General features: G+C 68.1%; 11 protein-coding genes and 3 pseudogenes. 4 read left to right on the forward strand and 10 right to left on the reverse strand.

Going from position 1 to position 18,262, the window contains the following annotated elements:
• Positions 1 to 15: 15 nt before the first annotated feature.
• From OG844_RS01365 to OG844_RS01395, 7 genes and pseudogenes are all read right to left on the reverse strand, one after another.
• On the reverse strand, positions 16 to 489 hold the full coding sequence (locus tag OG844_RS01365; protein ID WP_406395959.1) for a type I-E CRISPR-associated protein Cas6/Cse3/CasE: 474 nt from the start codon (positions 487 to 489) through the stop codon (positions 16 to 18).
• A pseudogene (locus OG844_RS01370) lies at positions 399 to 698 on the reverse strand (type I-E CRISPR-associated protein Cas6/Cse3/CasE); the annotation flags it as partial. The gene OG844_RS01365 and the pseudogene OG844_RS01370, both read right to left, overlap by 91 nt.
• On the reverse strand, positions 680 to 1,492 hold the full coding sequence (cas5e, locus tag OG844_RS01375; protein ID WP_406387530.1) for a type I-E CRISPR-associated protein Cas5/CasD: 813 nt from the start codon (positions 1,490 to 1,492) through the stop codon (positions 680 to 682). The pseudogene OG844_RS01370 and the gene cas5e, both read right to left, overlap by 19 nt.
• A complete protein-coding gene (cas7e, locus tag OG844_RS01380) occupies positions 1,489 to 2,673 on the reverse strand; it encodes a type I-E CRISPR-associated protein Cas7/Cse4/CasC (protein WP_406387531.1) in 1,185 nt (394 codons plus the stop codon). The genes cas5e and cas7e overlap by 4 nt, the downstream gene beginning before the upstream one ends.
• Positions 2,667 to 3,260 (reverse strand): type I-E CRISPR-associated protein Cse2/CasB, encoded by a 594-nt coding sequence (casB, locus tag OG844_RS01385; RefSeq protein WP_406387532.1) that lies wholly within the window; start codon positions 3,258 to 3,260, stop codon positions 2,667 to 2,669. The genes cas7e and casB overlap by 7 nt, the downstream gene beginning before the upstream one ends.
• Positions 3,260 to 4,855 (reverse strand): type I-E CRISPR-associated protein Cse1/CasA, encoded by a 1,596-nt coding sequence (gene casA / locus OG844_RS01390; protein ID WP_406387533.1) that lies wholly within the window; start codon positions 4,853 to 4,855, stop codon positions 3,260 to 3,262. Before casA ends, casB begins: the two co-directional genes overlap by 1 nt.
• Before the next feature lie 369 nt (positions 4,856 to 5,224).
• The gene (locus OG844_RS01395) at positions 5,225 to 8,128 is read right to left on the reverse strand and encodes a CRISPR-associated endonuclease Cas3'' (RefSeq protein WP_406387535.1); all 2,904 of its coding nucleotides are present in this window, start codon (positions 8,126 to 8,128) and stop codon (positions 5,225 to 5,227) included.
• 1,716 nt (positions 8,129 to 9,844) lie between these two features.
• On the opposite strand from OG844_RS01395, the pseudogene OG844_RS01400 reads away from it, so the two are divergent.
• The 4 genes and pseudogenes from OG844_RS01400 to OG844_RS01415 form a co-directional block, all read left to right on the forward strand.
• Positions 9,845 to 10,792 (forward strand): annotated as a pseudogene (locus tag OG844_RS01400) (helicase associated domain-containing protein); the annotation flags it as partial.
• Between the two features lie 973 nt (positions 10,793 to 11,765).
• A pseudogene (locus OG844_RS01405) lies at positions 11,766 to 12,011 on the forward strand (ATP-binding protein); the annotation flags it as partial.
• A 127-nt stretch (positions 12,012 to 12,138) separates the two neighbouring features.
• Complete coding sequence (locus OG844_RS01410) at positions 12,139 to 12,291, forward strand: hypothetical protein (protein WP_406387537.1); 153 nt, start codon at positions 12,139 to 12,141, stop codon at positions 12,289 to 12,291.
• A 174-nt stretch (positions 12,292 to 12,465) separates the two neighbouring features.
• Complete coding sequence (locus OG844_RS01415; RefSeq protein ID WP_406387538.1) at positions 12,466 to 12,759, forward strand: hypothetical protein; 294 nt, start codon at positions 12,466 to 12,468, stop codon at positions 12,757 to 12,759.
• 593 nt (positions 12,760 to 13,352) lie between these two features.
• Here the strand turns inward: OG844_RS01415 and OG844_RS01420 are convergent.
• From OG844_RS01420 to OG844_RS01430, 3 genes are all read right to left on the reverse strand, one after another.
• A protein-coding gene (locus tag OG844_RS01420) for an IS5 family transposase (RefSeq protein ID WP_406387540.1) occupies positions 13,353 to 14,203 on the reverse strand; the annotation gives its coding sequence in 2 pieces (ribosomal slippage) (positions 13,353 to 13,852 and positions 13,852 to 14,203; 852 coding nt in all).
• Between the two features lie 725 nt (positions 14,204 to 14,928).
• Positions 14,929 to 16,155 (reverse strand): putative PEP-binding protein, encoded by a 1,227-nt coding sequence (locus tag OG844_RS01425; protein WP_406387542.1) that lies wholly within the window; start codon positions 16,153 to 16,155, stop codon positions 14,929 to 14,931.
• The gene (locus tag OG844_RS01430) at positions 16,156 to 18,057 is read right to left on the reverse strand and encodes an FAD/NAD(P)-binding protein (RefSeq protein ID WP_406387543.1); all 1,902 of its coding nucleotides are present in this window, start codon (positions 18,055 to 18,057) and stop codon (positions 16,156 to 16,158) included. It lies immediately after the preceding gene.
• Between the last annotated feature and the right edge of the window lie 205 nt (positions 18,058 to 18,262).

The following is an 18,262-nucleotide window of genomic DNA, read 5'->3' on the forward strand; positions in this document are numbered from 1 at the left end:
CGGTGTGTTCCATTGCTATGCGGGGGCGAGGGAGAGCAGTCCTGCGCCGTAGGACTGTCCGCGGCCGATGCCGTTGACGAGTGCGGTGGCGAGTGACTGTGGATCGGTAATGAGCGCGGTGCCGTCGAACTGGACCAGGCGGTGGAAGGGGCCGGGTCCGGCGCTCCGGGGCCGTCGGAAGTTGCGGGGTTCCATGGTGGTGGTGTCGGGGGCAAGTCCGGCCTGGGTGGCGCGGCGGTGCCACCATGCGAGGGCGTCGGGGCCGCGAAGGGCGACGACTGCTCCTCGCCGAAGGGGGTGGCGGGGGTGGTCTGTCGGCCACTGGGGCCGGGATGGCGGCGTGGCGGGTTCTTTCCGATGCGGGTCGAGGGGTTGGCGATGATGCGGTAGCGCACGCGCATGGAGGGTGTCAGGCGGTGGATGACGGGGGCGAGGTCGATGGTGCGGGCGTCGCCGTAGCCGGGGGGCAGGTGCTCGAGTTGGGGTGATGCGGTGGTCTGCACGTACAGCAGGGGTGTCGTGTGCTCGTGCTCCAGTCGGAACAGCAGGCCGGCGGCTCGGCGTGGGTGGGCGCAGTCGGGGTCGTGGGTGGCCAGGCGCATGAGTGTTTTGTGCAGCCCGACGTAGTCGGCGAGGTCGCGCCGTACGGCGGGGTGCGCGAGGTTGAGCTGGATGCAGGTCAGGCGCGCTTGGTGCATGAGGGTTCCCGTTCGAGGTAGTCGGCGAGAGCCGTCTGGGGGTGGCGTCCTGCGTAGAGGTGGGCTGGGAGGTGTTCGGTGGTGTGCCACGGGCGGCGCCGGGAGTACTGACGGGTTTCTTGGGTGTAGTCGCGTGGCTGGTCGGTGAGTTCGTAGGGACGCGCGGCGGATGTGTGGGTGGGGGGCTGTTCCCACACGACGGTGACGGGGACGGTTTCCGCGTCTGGGCGGGGTGGGTTCGGCAGGGTGAGGGGGGTGTGGTGCAGAAGGTGGTGGACGGGGTCGGTGAGGGGCTTGCCGAGGACGAGGGGTTCGTCGGGGACGCATGCGCGGCGTCCGAGGTAGGGGGCGTAGTGGGGGTGTTCGAGTTGGTCGGCGATGGTGTCGATGAGGTGGGGCGGACCGGTCAGGGCGAGGGTGAAGGCGGCGTCGGCGAGGTAGATGCGGTGGGAGGGCAGGGCGGAGCCGCTGGGCGGTCGGTGGTTGCCGGTGCTGGTGCGCAGGGACATGGGTCGGGGGTAGCCGCCGCCGGTGACGTGGTAGTCGGTGTGCAGGGTGCCGGGCTTGTCGATTCGGATGGTGAGGGTGAGGTCGTGGTAGGTGGGGTGGCCTGGCAGGTCGGAGAAGGGGTGTAGGACCTGGTTGCGGGGGCGGCCGGCGGCTGCGGCGAGCAGGCCGATGACTGCGGAGCGGGTCGGGTGGATGTTGGTGTCGCGGTGGGTGAACGCGGCTTGGGTGCCGTAGGCGCTGAGGGGGCCGGCGAGTCGCAGCAGCAGTCCGCTGTGGGCGCTCATGGGGTTGGCGGTAGTGCGGCGTCGCGGACGGCGGAGGCGATGAGGTCGTCGAGACTGTCGTGGTGGGGGCCTAGGTGGTCCAGGGGTGTGGGGTGTGCGGTGACGTGGCCGTGGCCGATGCGTCGTCGGGTGCCGATGAGCCGGTCGGTGAGGGCCGCCTCGGCGGCGAGGGCGTGCCGGGTAGGGGTGAGATAGCCCCCCGCGGTGGCGGCGCGCACGGGTTGTTCGAATGCGGCGGCATAGGAGACAGGGCGGCGGTCGCGGACTGTGTAGTGGACGGTGTCGGGCAGGGTGTGGGGGGCGGTGGAGGTGGCCTTGCCCTGGGGAAGGGTCATGATGAAGGCGTCCATGTACATGGCGAGGAGCTCGAGGGCCTGTTTGCTGTCGCCGTCGAGGTTGTGTGTGAGGCCGGGGATATTGATGGTGGTGTAGCAGTAGAAGACCCCGGCTGTCAGGAATGCGGTGCTGAGGTGGGCGCTTCCTGTGTCGCCGGGTGCGGGCCAGTCCTCCTTGGCGGTGAGGAAGTCCGGCTGGAAGTCGCTGGTGTGCGTGGTGAAGGCCCAGGCGACCTGAACGGCGCCGGTGACGCTGCTGGCTTCATGGCCGGCGAGCATACGGCCGAAGAGGCCGATGCAGGCGGTGCGGCGGGCGAGGATCTCACCGATGTCCTTCATCGGAAGCAGGCTGGGCGGCTCGGCTTCCTCCTGCTTCTTTCTGCCTTTCTTGGCGGAGCCGTTGAGGGTGGCGGCCAGGGCGTCTTCGAGCTGGGCGCGGTGGCGGGTGCACAGCGCGGTGAGGTCTTCGAGGAGTCCCTTCTCGGCGGTGTAGATCATGGCCTGGGTACGGTGGCCCTTGGTCGGGTCGGTCTTGAGGCCGCCTTTGATCGCGCTGCCGGCAATCTGCCTTCCGGCGAAGACCGCAAGGTCGTCGGGCCAGCCCGCCGTTTTCAGGGCGGTGATGACGCGGGGCGGGATCCTGCGTGTGCGGACAGCGGGTTCGGCGAGTTCGTCCTCGATTTCCATACGGATTGCGCGTTTGATGGCTTGGCTGGAAATGGCTCCGCGGGTGCTGTTGCCCAGGAGCAGTGTTTTGGGTTCCCCGTACTCTCCGCGGTTGGTGTTGGCCAAGGGGAGGCTGCGGGTGATGTGAAGATCCAGGTAGCGGGCGCGCATGATCACCATTCCCGGGGGTCGAGGGTCGGGGCGTCGTCAGGCAGGGCCAGGTAGAAGGAGTCCATCCAGCGGCTGACGACGGCTGGCCGGTCGTGGTCCCACCACGCAAGGTCGTTGAGGAGGACAGCCCAGTCGGGTCGACAGCCGGCCTGCAGCAGCTGGTCGGCGAGCCCTGGCAGGCGGGGGTGCAGGACGTCGGTGGACAGGCGGGACAGGAGCTGCAATTTCTCTCCCCAGGCGACGGCGCTGACGGGGCGGCGTGCGGCTGCGGTGGCGAGGGTGGCACCGAGGTTGGGCCTTCGGTGCCACAACGCCGGCCCCTGGTCGGCGTCGTCGTCCGGTTTCTCGGGCGGTGGGGTGCTGTTGCGGGCGGGGGGTTCGAGTGCGATGAGGGCGGCAACGGTGTAGTGCGCGCGCCTGGCCCCGTGGGCGTGGGTGAGTTTGCTGAGGTAGGGGTGGGCTTTGGTGCACTGCTGCACGCGGCGGCCTCGGCTTCCGGCCAGGTCTGCCCGGATTCGGTTGGTGGTGCACAGGTCGCGGACCTGGGCAACGAACTTGTCGTAGTGAGTTCGGCGTTCGACGGATGTCAGGCTCATCAAGGGTCCTTGGGACGGGGAGCGGATGCTTTGCGGATGGTGGCGATCGCGCGGGCGAGGGCGGGGCCAGCGCCGCAGTGATGAGCCAGGGCCGGAGCGGTGACCTGGCGCAGGATGTCGGCCGCGAGGAAGGCGAACACCTGGAACGCGGGGCGTTCGGGGTGCTGTTCGACGAGGTTCCAGAAGATCTGCTCAGCGCGCGGCCAGTAGTGGGCCAGGGCCTGCCTCGTCCATAGGGGCTTGGCTGTATCCCCGCGTCTGCCCGGTGTGCGGGCCCTTCCAGTGGGCGGGGTGACGGTCTCGCGCCACGCCTGGGCAGCGGCGCGTGCCAGTACGGCGGCCAGGGTTTCGGCCGCCCGGCGGCACTCGGCGATCCGGCTGGCCATCGCCGGGTCGTTCTCCTGCGCCCACGGCCAGATCGGCGGTGTGACCGCGGTGTACCAGGCGCGGTCCTTCGTCTTGGCTTCCTGGTCGAAGCCGTGAACCCGGACGGTCAGGTGCTTGGCAACCTCTTCGGGCAGTTCGTTGAGGTGTGCAAAGGCATCAGGGCGCCGGACGTTGTGCGTCTCATCGCCTGCCAGCAGCAGAGTGTCCAGGTCCCGCCACAGAGCCCGGTCAGCGTCGGCGCGCCGGGGCCTGTCGCGTGTTTCGGCGGGCTTATTCGGATCGGTGTGGATGATCAGGTAGGGGTCGGTGGCCGGCAGGCCACGATGGGGTGCGGCCCAGGTCAGGAAAGCGTTGACGGCGTGGCTGCCGTCGCCGTCGGGCACCAGGAGCAGGGCGTGGCGGGAGCGGCCTGTCAGCACGCCTCCGGGCCAGGTCACGGCTGCGGGAGGGTCGAGCGGGTGGGGCGGGCTCGTTGCTTCCCAGGGGCACAGGTCGTCTTCGGGCTGGTTGTCTCCCTGGTAGGGCGTCAGGTGCAGCAGCAGCGATTCGTACAGGGTGCGGCCACGGGGGTGGAAGGAGATGGTTCCTCTGACGGGGCCGGCGCGGAGGTCGGCTTGTGTGATGCCGTCGACGGTGCGGGCGGAGCATCGTCCGGCGCGTCCGTAGTAGTGGTGAATGAGCAGGTGCCAGGCTGCTTCGTGGCTGGGTACGGGGTGGGGGCGGGTGTCGCTGTGGCTGGAGAACCAGGCGAAGTTGTTCCCGGACGGGCGTCCGTGAACGAGTGCGTTCACGCCGGCTGCTTCCCGGCATTGGTCCGGGAGGCGGGGGTCTTGCAGGAAGGGCCGCTCGGTGTCGTAGAGGTCCCAGACATATGAGGTGAGGTAGGCGTCGATCGCCTCCGTGTCGAATCCGCTGCGGCTGTTCAGGAGCGTGGCGCGTTTGGTGTGCCATTCGTTGCGGGTCATGTCCGGGCGGTCGAGGCCGGTGATGCGTGCGGTGATCGCGGTGAGGATCCGCCACAGTGAGGACTCGGCCGGCGGGATCGGCAGCGCCAGGTCCTCGATTTCGTGGGCGTGATGGAACACGCCTGAAAGGCCCAGCCCGTCGTGATGGGATCCGGAGCGGATCGGGATCCATGGGCGTTCGGCGAGACAGTAGCGGGGGGTGATCGCAAGGCCTCCTCTCGACAGCCCTGGTCCCCTGTCCAAAGGAAAGGGAGACGGTCGGGGCGGAGCAGGGGATCGGGCGGGTGCGCGGCGTTGAGGGGGCGGGCAGCAGCTGCCGAAGGCGGATGGCCCGGAGCACAGAGGTTGCGGACCTGTTCAGCACAGCACGCGCGAAGGCTGACCGGACAGCGAACGATCTCTTGTCACACAATCCAGCGGTAGCGCGCGCAGTCTGACGTGCGCCTGGCGCACAACTCCCCGGATGTTGGCTCCTCTTGCGGCTAGCGTGTGTTCAGCTGCCAGAGGCAGCCTTCCGTGCGGTGGCGCGTGCGCTGTGCTGGCAGCTTCCCGGGACTGCGCACTTGTGGGCGCCGAGAGTTGTCCGGGCCGCCTCGACTGGGTTGGGTACGGTCAGGTGAGGATGCGGTGGACCAGGCCGAGTTCGTGATCCATGTGCAGCTGATGCCGGCCGAAGCAGACCGGGCCCGGGTGTTGGGGATCGTGTGCGAGGAGGATCAGATCCGACAGCAGAGGATGCTCCGTCCATGCCTTCGGCCTGGGCGCGTCCTGGTCGGGTGCTTGCTGCACCCACGCTGCGGGTACGGGCACGGCGCACTGGAGTAGGCGACGGATCTCGTGCGGTTTGAGGCGCGGCCCTTGTGGCAGCGGAACATTTCCGTGGGCATCCAGGGTGAGGCGGCCACCGGGTTGAACGTGGCATGGCAGCAGGCGGCGGGGACGGTCACCGTCGCGCGTGGCGGCCTGTCCGGCAGTGGTCGGCCGGCGGTGCAGGTCGGCCAGGGAGCCGACCCTGTCTGGTGGAGGAACGGCCTGAGTGGCGCCTAGGTACGTGGCGTGCCGTTCGGCGGCCACATGCGCGGTGTACAGGTCGGCGAGAGCATCCGGCACGCGGGCGGGGTGTTGCGCCGGGGCGTGGAGTTGCTGAACGAGGTCGGGCACGTCTTCGGGCAGTCTCACCTGGTACGGGTGGGAGGCAGACAGGAGGGCTGCGGTGCGGTGCATCCAGAACTCGGTGTCCCCCGTCAGCCATCCGTCAGGAACAGCGGTGCGCCCGTCCTCGACGGGGTTGAGCACGGTCATCACCGGGCCCTGCTTACGCACCCACGTCGGCCTTCGGGCATCGAGGCCGTGAGGGTCGTGGTCGCGCCAAAGGGATTCGAACCGCCATAGGCGGCCCATGCGTTGCAGCAGCCGGTGCAAGGATGCAAGGTCGCTGACCTGGACGTCCAGGTCGATGTCCAGGCCCATGTCCAGCAGGTTGGTCGTCACCGCGATCAGCCTGCGTGGCCGTCGGCCGCGTGGCCCGAGCACGTCGCAGATCCGGCGGGTGAGGGGCTCCCGTTGATGGCCGGGAAAGCGTGCGTGGAGGAGAACCAGCTCTTCTCCTGCCGCCATGCCGGCTGCTTCAAAGGCCCGGCGCAGGTAGCGGTAGGTGTCCTGGGCCTCGGCAACGGTCTGGGTGTGGATTGCGGCGGATCCGCCGTGCTCGGCCACCCGTTCCACCTCGCGGGCAATACGTTGCAGCCGCCCGTCCGTGTCAGCGATTCGGTCTGGGTCTCCATACGGCTGGTGGGTGACGTCGGTCAGGCTGATCGAGGCGGTGGAGCGGTGCTCACGGATGTGGGTCTGCCGCGTCTTCTCATCCATCAGCGTTGCAGAGGCGTCGTGGGCAGCGGCGAACAGCCAGCCGGGATAGGGGACCGTGAAGTCGCGTTCCGCAAGGTCTGCGGGCGGGTGGCCGGCTCCGGACAGGTAGGAACGGATCAGGCCGGCGGACTGCTCTGCGGGGAGGGTCGCTGAAAGCACCACAACCGGGCAGCCCAACGCGCCCAGCCAGTGCACCAGGCGCTGCATCAGCGTGAGGGTGTACGGGGTGTAGGAGTGGGCTTCGTCGATGATGACGGTGCGGCCCGACATGGCCAGCATCCGCAGGGCGCTGTATCGGCTGGGCAGGACGCCCATCAGTGCCTGGTCGAGGGTGGCGACGGTGAACTGGGCCAGCAGGGCACGGTCGAATCCGCGCAGCCACGGATCGGGCACGGTCACCTTGTGCTCGGGCCGGCCATGGATGCCGGGGCGGGGCGTGAAGTACTCGTCCAGGGTGAGCTGCCCTGCCCTGGCCAGGGCGTGGTCGGTGTAGGCGGGATTCAGGTAGCTGTGGCTGTGGACAAGGGTGACCGGTGCTCGCTCCGGCCGGTGTGCGGCCACGTACGTCACAAGCGTCTCGTACAGGGCATCAGCGATGGCAGTGGACGGCTGCAGGATCGCCGCGCCTCTCGTGTCGCAGTGGTGGTTGAAGATCCGCTGCGCTTCCAGTGCGGTGACGGTCTTACCTGCTCCGGTCCTGTCCGTGACAACCAGGATTCCCGTACCCCTGTCCGCGATCACGGGGTCGAGCTGCCGTATGACCGATTCCTGCAGTTGGTTGGGGTGCTCAAGATGCGGGTGAGCGGTGGTGAACGAAGCCGGCGGGAGATCGACACGCTCCAGGCCGGAGTCAGTAACGATCTGTGCAGCCCAGGACTCGTCCGCCATCGGCGACGCAGGCCTGCCGGCCGCGGCGTAGTGCTCTGCTGCTCCGAACGCCGGGGCCATCGCGCGGGGCACCCACACGTGCGGCTGGCTCGCCAGACGGTCCGCGACCATCACCAGCCCTGAGATCAGCACAGCCGCCGGCACCGACACCTGTGACGGAACCGCGCTGCCGCCGGTCAAGTGCCGGACCTGCGCCGCATAGCGCAACCGCACCTCCTGCCAGAGCGGTCCGCCGAGCTCGGCTTGGACTCCGGCGCTGCTGGCTGAGCCGCGCACATCGCACTGGTGAAACCAGCCGTGATGCCCGCCAATAATCTGAGCGGCCCGGACCGCGGGGCTCGCGTTCCCGCTCAGGGGGTAGCCGAACTCGGCCAGGATCTGCGCCATCGCGTGCATCGATGCCCGCTCATGCCGCATCAGGGGCCAGCCGCCAGTGTCCGCGCGCAGCTCGTCACTCACCCGCGCCCAGCCGACCGGCTCGCACTCCTGGAAACGGCTGACCTTGCCCAGGTCATGGCAGCCCGCCCAGAACATAACCACTTTCCGCGCGTCAGCCAGGCCAAGCCCCAGGCCGTCCGCGATCAACCGGCGTTGCTGAAGCGTCAGGTATTTGTCCCACAACTCCCCCGCCACCACGGCAACATCCAGCATGTGAAAGAGCACCGGATACCCGAGTCGGAACCTCTGAATGAACTTCCCCCACACGCATAACGGAAGACCGCCGAACCGCCCGTCCTCAACCACCCCCACACAAACCACACTCCCGTCACTGTCACGCTGCCTTCGTGGGCTCGCACCGCTGACTACCCACTCCAGTCTCAGCAACTGACAAACACAGCAGCGAATTACCTCCTTCTAGTGAAGACCACTCTCAGACCACCGCCACGCCAACGATCCGTGCGACAAAGGATCCACGAACCGTAAACGAGGAAGTTCAACAACCTCCCAACCGGCAAATACCTCAACAAACGATCTCGAGAGACACACTTGTCGCGCAGTGCGGATCAGCCAGCAAAACACTGGACCTTGGGCAGCTCCATGGTTCGCTATTGCCACAAGGAGAATTCACAGCGTCTCCGAATTCCAGCAGGCCTCCTCTCCACTCGCGGGGGGGGGTGACTCCGGTAGGGCGCTGACCTCGCTGCGAACCGCGGGGGGTCGTCCCCACGCGCGTGGGGCTGATTCCAGATTTCGCACCTCCGGGCTGGGGTTTCTCTCTCATCCCCACACGCGTGGGGCTGCTTCCCCCTCTTCAGCCGAAGCCTTCACCAGGGCGGTCTCGTCCCCACACGCGTGGGGCTGACTCCGCGGCCTATCTCTCCGCGCCCAAGGCATGGCTGTCGTCCCCACACACGTGGGGCTGCTTCCTCGATGGGCAGCATCCGCTCGACCAAGTCGCCCCGCATGTGCGTGGGGCTGGCACGGCTCAGCAGCGGATCCCTCAGATGTGCCCCGCTTCCCCACAGGTGTAAGGCACACCCGGACGCCGTGCGAGCTTCGGTCGCCCACGACAATCGCCCTGACCTCAGCGAGCAAATCACCGCCACGCAGGCGAGGTTGTATCCCAGGTCCGGACGTGACGTCCGGCAGCCACAGTTCCATCCGACCGTGATCCGAGGACCGTGAAGATCCACCAACGCCCCCAGAGGCGAAGCAAATGGGCAAGGAGCTTGCAGGGCTATACGGTCCGGTGCTGTCATAAGTGAAGGAAATCCCGACTGCGGCTCCGCATCCTCCCAGGTCAGCAAGCCTCGTCCCCACGCCCGTGGGGCTGCTTCGAGCGCGCTCGCCGCGCTGGACGCCCATGAACCCTCGTCCCCACGCCCGTGGGGCTGCTTCGGCGGGGGCATGGCCGAACTGCGGCCGCTACGTCTCGTCCCCACGCCCGTGGGGCTGCTTCTCCGGTGAGAACGCGGTGGCGGACCGGGAAGGTCTCGTCCCCACGCGCGTGGGGCTGCTTCCGAATGCGCTAGGGCGACCCGCACTGCTCAACCTCGTCCCCACACGCGTGGGGCTGCTTCCAGCTCCTCAAGTCTCCCGGCATCGGCAGAGACCTCGTCCCCACGCGTGGGGCTGCTTCTCCGCCCGGGTGGCTCAGGAACGGCCCAGAGCACTCGTCCCCACGCCGGTGGGGCTGCTTCCGTCTCGGCACTCAGCAGGGCGCCGGCCTCAGCCTCACCCCCACGCCCGAGGGGCTGCTTCCTTGTCGTCGTCGGCGGGCAGTCGGGCCACTCGGATCCCCCACTATCACTGCGAGGAATGTTCTCTTCCGGCAGCCCATCCCTCGCCAGTGGTCAGAGAAGCGTCTACTTGGGCTTGCATCCCAATGTCCTGGGCAATTGCACACAATGTCCCCTGACACTCGCGCGTCCCGTCCATGGACTCTGCCCAATCCGCCAGGTCAGCAGGCCGAGTCGGCGGACACTCTCAAGCAAGTATTGAAGACATTGGAGTGCTAGTCATCACGAGCACTGGCGGCGCGGTGTGGAGGCCGCCGTCATCTATGCCCGCGATCACGGCGACCTGCGTGTGCCGTTCACATACCGCGTGCCGGAGGTCGGGTGGCCGGCCTCGCTCGCCGATTTCCCGCTGGGGCAGTGGACCGCCGACGCCAGGAGGTTCTACGCCCGCGGGGACATGGACGAGGGCCGTGTCGCCCAGTTGGAGAAGCTCGGCATGGTCTGGTCCCACTTCGACGTCGCGTGGGAGGAGGGCGTGTCCGCCGCCCGTGGATGGGCGGCGGAACACGGCCACCTCCTGGCCCCGCTGGACGCCGCCCACCAGGGGTACAAGGTCGGTATCTGGCTGAAGAACGCCCGCGCCGCCGCCCGGCGCGCCCAGGACCTCGAACAGCGCCGGGCCGAAGGGCTGCCGGTGGAGTCACGGGCCGGCGCCCTGTCGGAGGAGCGGCGCGAGCAGCTGGAGGAGATCGATCCGTCCTGGTGCCCGGCCTGGCCGGTGGAATGGCAGCGCGCCTTCCACCTCACCCGCCTGCACCTGGAGGAGGTTGGCGGCGAACTGCCCACCGAGCCGGGCGTCGTCGTACACCGCGGCGAGGACCTCGGGCGGTGGGTGCGAGCGCAGCGGCTGGGCTGGGACAAGCTCACGACCGTGCAGCAGTGGATGTGCGAGCAGGTCCTCGGGGTCACGCCCGCGACCGAGGACGAGAAGCCGAGGCCGAGGGCCAGCCAGGCCGAGAAATGGGCGCTGCACCTCGCCGCCGCCCGGCAGTTCTTCGAGCGCGAGGGGCACCTTCGGGTACCGCGCAAGCACGTCGAGACCATCGTGGTCGGCGACGGTGAGGACGGGGCGCAGCGGGAGGTCCGGCTGGGCGCCTGGGTCGGTAACCAGCGGTCCCGGGCCGCGACGCTGGCACCTGAGCGAGTGGAGCGGCTCTCCGCGATCGGCATGAGGTGGGCGTAAATGCCCCTTTCACACGCCCCGGGCGTGTACACGGCTGTAGGTAGCCTGTTGCGTTGCTGTTCACGTACCTGTTGTTCCGCAATCGGCATCCGTCTCCGTCGGCGTGTCGTCGGTTCAGGGTCTCTCTTCCAAGATCCTTGTGAGCGTCCTGCGAGTGGCCTCGGCGAACTCGTCGTCGCCCCTTCGCTCAGCTTGTGCAATGACCTTCTGGCAGTTGCGCTTGCCCTCGGACTCACGCCTCTGTCGGATCAAGCAGAGTCCGTAGCCGGCCTTGCCTGGTAGGTGCCTGCGTTGGTGTGGCGCTCGTTCTTCGTCCAACCGGTCGGCCGCTTGGAGGAGGTACGGCTCGGGCTCGTCGCACCGATCGGTGTTGTGGAGAGCGCTGGCAATCCAGCCCTGCGCGCGGTGCGGACAGAGGATGGCCGCGCTCGATGACCGCGTGCGGCTCGGTAATGCCTGGGTCGGCCTGCCCTTGCTCAATGAGAGCCCTCCCTCGCAGCGTTCGCTTCTGGCTCAGGACCGGGCCGGGCATGAGCAGCGAGCGTGTCGATCGCGTCATCCAGGCCGGGGAGAGCGGCTTCCATGTCGGCCGCTCGGAACGCTGCCTCGGCAGTGCGCCGGACGGCTTGCGTTGCCTCGACCTCCGCGCAGGCCGAGGAGGAACTGGGGGTGGCGGCGCAGACGGACCGCCGTGCGCCGGCCGGTCCTGACTTGGTTCCGCACGGCCCCGCACCCGGTACCTGTGTCCGCCCCGGGCCCTCGCGCACACCCATTCGTGATGAGGACGGAGCTGATGATCGCTGACTTGGACTACGGGCTGCTGTCCGGCGGGAGCGTAGGCCATTTCCTGGGCCTGGAGCAGGCCCAGTTGGTCGGCACGGGCACGCTGCTGACCACTCGGGACAACGTCGGGGCCGTCATCGGGGCCAGGGCCATGATGGGCGTCTGCGGGCCGGCCGGATCCGGCAGGGCCATGTCGGTGAACTCCGCGTTGCGTTATCTCGGCCCGGACTTGTCCCACCGCCTGGAGCTGCGGGCCGGGCAGGCCCCGCGCGACATCCGATACGGTCTCTTCCAGGCGCTGGGGCTGCCCGGTGAGCCGCCGGCCCGCCCGATCGGGTTCGACACCCTCCTCAGGGAGGTGCTCGCCGAGGAGTTCTGGGTCCTGGTCTGTGATGAGGCGCAGTGGATGGAGATGGCCGGGTTCGAGTTCTGGCGCCATCTGTGGGACGGCATACGCACCAGCATCGCCGTGGTCTTCGCCGGGGGCGACGGCTGCTGCAAGGTCTTGCGCCGCGAACCGCATGCGGGCATCCAGGATCTTCATCTGGCAGGAGTTCACCCGCATGTCCAAGGACGAAGTGAGGGGGACGGTCCCTGCCTTCCACCCCGTCTGGACACAGGTGGCGACCGCGTTGGTCGACGCGGTCGCCAAACGGGCCGTCCACGGCAGCTTCCGCGACTGGGCCGGCATCACCACCTGCATCCTGGGCGGCTGAGGGAACTGGACCTCGGACAGGTCGACGAAGACCTCGTGCGCTGGGTCTTCAGCAAGATCGGCGGCATGTGGTGCAGGCGGTGTCCTCCCGGCCGTCACTGTCCTCGTCGGCGAGGACGACCACTCCAGCTGGACGGTCGCCGCGCATGCAGCACACGACCTGGTCCTGGGACGTGTGAGCGTCGACCCCGGTTCTGCCATCGGAGCACCCGCCGCCCTCGTCCACGACCTGCTCCACGCCCTGGGCAGGGGACTCCCTCATGGCGGAGAGACGTACGGGACGTGGGCCGGCTCCCAGCGCCCCGCCTTGGACGTGGTCGCCGCCTGGATCCTCACCCACCGCATCGGGCATCTCATCGTCTGCCGCACCGACTGCCTCACCACCGCCCGCCGGCATCAACTACTCGCCCTGCGCGAACGCTGCGGCATCCGCGTCAGCCTTCTCTTGCACCGGCCGGCCCTGCCCTGAGAACGCTCCTCGAACAGACCCCGTACCGCCTCGTCGACACCCTCCCTCTGGCCCGTGCGGTCCTGGACCGCACCATGGGCCACTCACCGGACGGCACGCGAGGCGCCGGACAGCAAGCGATCACGGGACCGGCCTCCAGCCCGGGCGAGGCGCAGTGGATCACCTCCCCGGTGTGGTCGCAGGGCGTGGTGACGGACCGTCCGAAACGTGCCCCGTGCCAGGGCGCCCCCGCGCTCGTGCCGACAAATGGCGCACCGTTCGCGCAAGATCGTGACCGCGCACCGGCAGACGTCCTCGCCGCACGGCTAACCACGGTGGCGCACTCCCCTGTACGCGGCAGCGCTGGCCGTCCGCGCGGTCACGGGGGCAGACATCAGCGGGCTCGCGCTGATCCGCGGCATCGGCGTCAACGAAACCGCGGTCGCCGTCGAAGTCCACGACCACGCAGCCCACCGCAGATGCCGGCTCTGCCCCCTCTCGACCTGGGCGCGCTGCCTCGTACGCACCGGCGGCGTCCGCGGACAGCTCAAGGACCGTGCATCGGACAGTCCATTCTTCCCACTCATCACGGCCTAGGGCCTGTCTTCAAAGGGTCATATCCACATCAGGAGTGACGCGATAGTGAGTGCCGCTTCGTAGGATTCGCGGGTTTTGTCGTAACGGGTGGCGATGGCCCGGTACTGCTTTAACGCATTGAAGCAGCGCTCGACGACGTTGCGCTGCTTGTAGCGCTCCTTGTCGAACGCGGGCGGCCTGCCGCCGTTGCTGCCTCGACGGCGGCGGTTCTCCTGCTGGTCCGACCGTTCAGGGATGGTGTGCGGGATACCGCGTTTCCGCAGGTAGTTACGTATGCCTCGGCTGCTGTATCCCTTGTCACCCAGGAGATGATCAGGCCGGTTGCGCGGTCGACCTGGGCCTGGACGGCAGACCCTGATCTGCGCAAGGATCTGCTCGAACTGCGTGCAGTCGTTGATGTTGCCGCCTGTGACGACAAAGCCGAGCGGACGGCCGCGGCCGTCGCAGGCGAGGTGAATCTTGGTCGTCAGTCCGCCACGGGATCGTCCGAGGGCGTGAGCGTGTGCCGTTTCTGCGGGACCTGCCCCTTTTTACGGGCGCCGGCCGCGTGCTGATGAGCGCGGGCGATCGTGGAGTCCACCGATACCAGCCAGTCAACGTCCCCAGCCGCATCCTTCTGAGCCTGAACGGCCTCAAGCATCCGCGTGAACGTGCCATCGAGCGCCCACCTGCGGAAACGTGTGTACAACGTCCGCCAGGACCCATACCTCTCCGGCACATCACGCCAGGCCGAACCAGTCCGCAGCTTCCACACGATCCCGTTCAGCACCACCCGGTCGTCCCGCCGGGGCCGCCCCGTGCCCGTCCGCGGAAGCAGCCCCGACAGAACGTCCCACTCGTCGTCCGAGAGCTCATGCCGCCGCACCATGCGTCACATGATGCCCCATCAACAGCCTTTGAAGACAGGCCCTAGGGCGGTGAACGACTCCGCCTCACCGCACAGGGGATTTGCTACACACTCGGCCACCATTGGTAGAAGGCGACGGTGCGCCGCCTCCCACGGCCCCCGACACCGCGGCGCATCGCCCGCACACACTCCTGACCAGCGGCAACGCGCTCCCCGCTGTGCGAACCTGCGACCAATTTGACCCGTATCAACGCCAAAGATTGTCAGCACCTGCTCGGTGTCCCTGACAGCAGCGGAATTCGCCCACGAAGTCACTGAACAGCTGAGAGTTCGATACTCGCCCACTGACATGACGGTGTCGAACCCTCGGTGACAAGAGCCCGCAGATCATCAGGTGTTGGCGGGAATTCCGGACGCCCCCAACCATCCGTGGGGAGTGCGGTTTTGCTGGTTGGACGGCTCCGGAGTTCGATTCGCCTGTTCAGGCCTGGAGCGCTTCGGTAGGCGGGCGTTGCCTTCCGATGGGCGATGAGGACCGCTTCGTTTTCCAAGAGGAGAAGCAGGCGAAGGCGGCTGGGGCCGCCCATCGGCCTCGCCGCCCATCGGTCTCGCCGCCCGTCGCGACTGCGACCCCCGTCTCTCGAAGCGGCGTTGCGCCCACATCAGGTGCAGCCCTGTTCTTGTGTCGTGGGGGGGTGCCACGCGTTCCCCGGGAGGGGAACGCCCCGGGAAGGACAGTCTGGGGCTCAGGTCCGGGAGGGGGGTGGCAGGAGCATCTGCTGGAGTTCGGCAGTACACATCATGTAGCCGTCGGGCGTCGGTAGGTTCTTGAGGTAGTGGTCAAGGTCCGATGCCAGTGAGAAGACGCGTACCGGGGTGCCTGCGGCACGGGCAGACTCCACGACCCTGCGCACACCGTCCAGGACGGCCGGATGGCGGGTGCGGTAGGAGTCTGCGACCAAGTGGTTTCCCCGGTCCGCAGCGAGATAGAACTGCACCAAGTCCTTGATGCCGACGAACAGTTCACTGACGCCGGCGGCACACATCGCCGAGGTGGCGTGGACTGCGGAGGGTGTCTCGATGAACGCGGACAGGGGGGCGCCGTCGGGTAAGTCGAGATGCGCTCTGAGTTGGGCGAACTCGGTCTCGTCGCTGACGAACGGCACCGAGAGCTGTACGCGGTCGGCGTCGTCGCCGAGGCGCTTGCGCAGGGTTGCCAGCACAGCGTGCAGGGCTTCGCGGTAGGCGACGGAGCCGAGCAGCCAGCGTGCGCCGTGCATGCCCATCTCTGGATTGGGCTCGACCGCGACGGGGGCGGTTTCTGTGACGTCGGCCGCGTGGTCCGAGCGCAGGTCAAGCATGCGCAGGACCAGCCGCTGGCCGGGCAGGAGCGCCTCGACGAAGCCGCAGAGCCGCTCTGCGATGGCCTGTCCGTAGGCGGTGATGTCGGCGGGTCCGCCGGCCATGGCGTCGAGCGGGCTCAGGCTCAGGGCGAGGCAGAGAAACTCCTCGCGGATGAAGAAGGACTCGACGCGTGCGGCGTTCGGTCCGCAGGAGTTGATGGTGGTGATGTCCTGCAGGTCCGCGATCACCGCACACGCCGAGCCGAGGTCATCCAGTGTGGGACTGTCGGCCTCGGGCTCCGAGGGCGTTTCCGGTCCGACAACGATCGACGCGCTTTCCAGGTACAGCGTCACTTCGCCGACCAGGTCGGCGAGGTCCGCCTCGTCGACGCGGAGCACGGGTATCCCTCTGCCTCGGCACAGCGACTGCATGTGGCCGGTGAGTCCGCCGGAGCCGCACACCACCGCGCGGGCGGCCACGATGGCGTCATACAGCCCGGCTTCGAGAGAGGGGGCGACGAGGATGGTTCCCTCGCGTGGACTTCTTGTCCGGTTACAGGTGCCCTGCAGCACGCTTTCGGTGCCGCCGGCCAGAAGAATTCCCAGAATCCGTCGCCCGTTCCCGTTCAACTAGCCCTCCGGATTTTCGGCGTTCCCTATCCCCAGTTGTCGACGTAGCTGCCGTGGCGTCACGGAGACGTCGTTGAGCCGTTCGACGGCCACCCGGTTGACGGCCGCCCTCATCAGGCGGTCGTGCCGGGAGATGTCCGCCGGAAGTGTCGGGAGACCGCCCAGGGATCGGATGCTCGCGTTCAAGCGGGAGTCGAGTGCCTCTCTTTCCCTTCGCTCACGTGTGGCCAGCCTCCGCACTTCCAGTAACACAGACTCCTCCAGCGCCGCCCGGTCCGCTTCCTCCGGGTTGCTGACAAGGCTGTGGTAGCGGGGATGCTGGGCCGCGATGTCGTTCAGGCCGTCCAGCCGCAGTTCAAGCTGCTCGATCACGTGTGCGGCGACGGAGACCGAGTGGTTCTTGATGGCGGCGAGGTTGAACGCGAACGCGCCGGTTCGGCCGTGCCGGACGATCTCGTCCCCCTCCCGCAGCACGCCGACCGTGGAGACGGGGCCGGCCGGTTGGCCGTCGGCGTCCAGCAGAGTTCCGCGTTCATCGACCTCCAGGCCGCGCCCGGTGCGTGCGTGAGGGACCGCGAGGCCCTTTTGGAGGAGGTTTCGCCAGAGTGGCTGTTCTACCTTCTCGTAGTCGAACTCCCTGCCGAAATTGGATACCACCAGGTCGGCTTCGACGCTGTGTCGCTCGTGTTGCGCGGCGACCGAGACCAGCAGCCCCCCCGACTGGGCGGGTGTGATCGCTTGCACCCTTCCGACGACCAGTTCCACCCGCCCGTCCTGGGGGTGCATCGCGCGCTCGATGATCGCCATCGTGTACTCCACCGCACCGACGCGCAGGGCTGCGATGGTGGTGGCGAACTCGTCCAGCAGACATCGCAGCTCGTTTGTCGGGATGCGTTCGATGACCTCGGGGAGGTACGGCTCCCACGCTTTGGCGATCCGCTCGGAGACGATCACGGAGGCGATGTCGGGGTGCTGTTCCCGGACCGTCGAGCAGGCCGTTCGCCATGCGGCCCTGACCCGGGCGAGGAATTCCTCGCGGTCGCGGTAGGGCTCGAGCAGGGTGTCGGGGCGGGGCAGCCACAGCACGCCGTGTTCGTGGGTGCCGGGGTAGGTTCGGAAGATCGTCCCGGACTTGGAGATGAGGTGGATCCGCCCGGTGTGGCCGTTACGCAGCAGCAGGCCCGCCGAGTCGTAGGCACTCAGCACCGATCCGACGATGGCCACGGTTGCGTCGGGCGGCAGCTGGGAGAGTTTACGGATTCCGGTCGCGGAGTACGGGTTCCGCACGAAGGAGGGGTGCCCGGCGGCCTCGGCCGCGAAGGGTGGCTCCTTGAGTTCGAGCCCGGTGGCCAGGACGACGTGGTCCGCCTGGAGCAGCTGTGTGTCCGCCACGGGTCCGGGGCGCAGACCTTCGATTCCGTGGGCGGCGAGGCCGCCGAGCGTCACCTCGAAGCCCCGGTCGCACGCTTGCATGTCGAGCGCCTCGCCGTCCGCTTCGACGAGGACGACGCCGGGGCAGGACTCCTTTGTGGCCTCGGCGAGCCGGTCGTGGAGGTAGTCCTGGAAGAGGCGGCGGGGGGCCGGGCCCTGTTCGGTGAACTTCTGGGCGGCCCAGCGCTGCGGCCAGTCCCGGCGGTCGGCCTCCTGGTTGGCCCAGTGGATGAAGTCGAGGACGTCCTCCCGGAACACGGACATCCGGCCGGCCTGGATGTTGAAGACGTGGTCCCAGGGGTTGCCGTCGCGGTGGTAGGCGACACCTGCGGAGCGGTAGTCGGGGTGCCGCTCCAGCAGGACGATCTCCAGAGGTCTTCGCGCGAAGTGGAGCAGCCGGATCGCCGTTGCGGTGCCGGCCAGGCCTGCCCCTACGACGAGAACTCTGGGACGCACACCCGTTCGACTCATGAAGAAGCCTCCCCGCTGGACCAAGGGCGCCCGGTCGTGCAGTCCACCACCGGCGCCGCGTACCGACCGCAAGCCGCCTGACTGAAAGTCAACTTCGTTGCCCGGTATGACTTTTGGGGCACACAAGGGCTTCCATGATTGTGGCGCAGACGATACCCGAACCTGTGGGGCGCCGAGGTCTCGATGGGCAACCGCGGCCGGTCTC

Source organism: Streptomyces sp. NBC_00887, from assembly GCF_045207585.1.

What these genes read in the sequence shown, in the direction of transcription:
- cas5e (WP_406387530.1), bottom strand. Translation starts at nt 1,492, where the DNA reads ATGAGCGCCCACAGCGGACTGCTGCTGCGACTCGCCGGCCCCCTCAGC.
- casB (WP_406387532.1), bottom strand. Translation starts at nt 3,260, where the DNA reads ATGAGCCTGACATCCGTCGAACGCCGAACTCACTACGACAAGTTCGTT.
- OG844_RS01410 (WP_406387537.1), top strand. Translation starts at nt 12,139, where the DNA reads ATGTCCAAGGACGAAGTGAGGGGGACGGTCCCTGCCTTCCACCCCGTC.
- OG844_RS01430 (WP_406387543.1), bottom strand. Translation starts at nt 18,057, where the DNA reads ATGAGTCGAACGGGTGTGCGTCCCAGAGTTCTCGTCGTAGGGGCAGGC.
- cas7e (WP_406387531.1), bottom strand. Translation starts at nt 2,673, where the DNA reads ATGGTGATCATGCGCGCCCGCTACCTGGATCTTCACATCACCCGCAGC.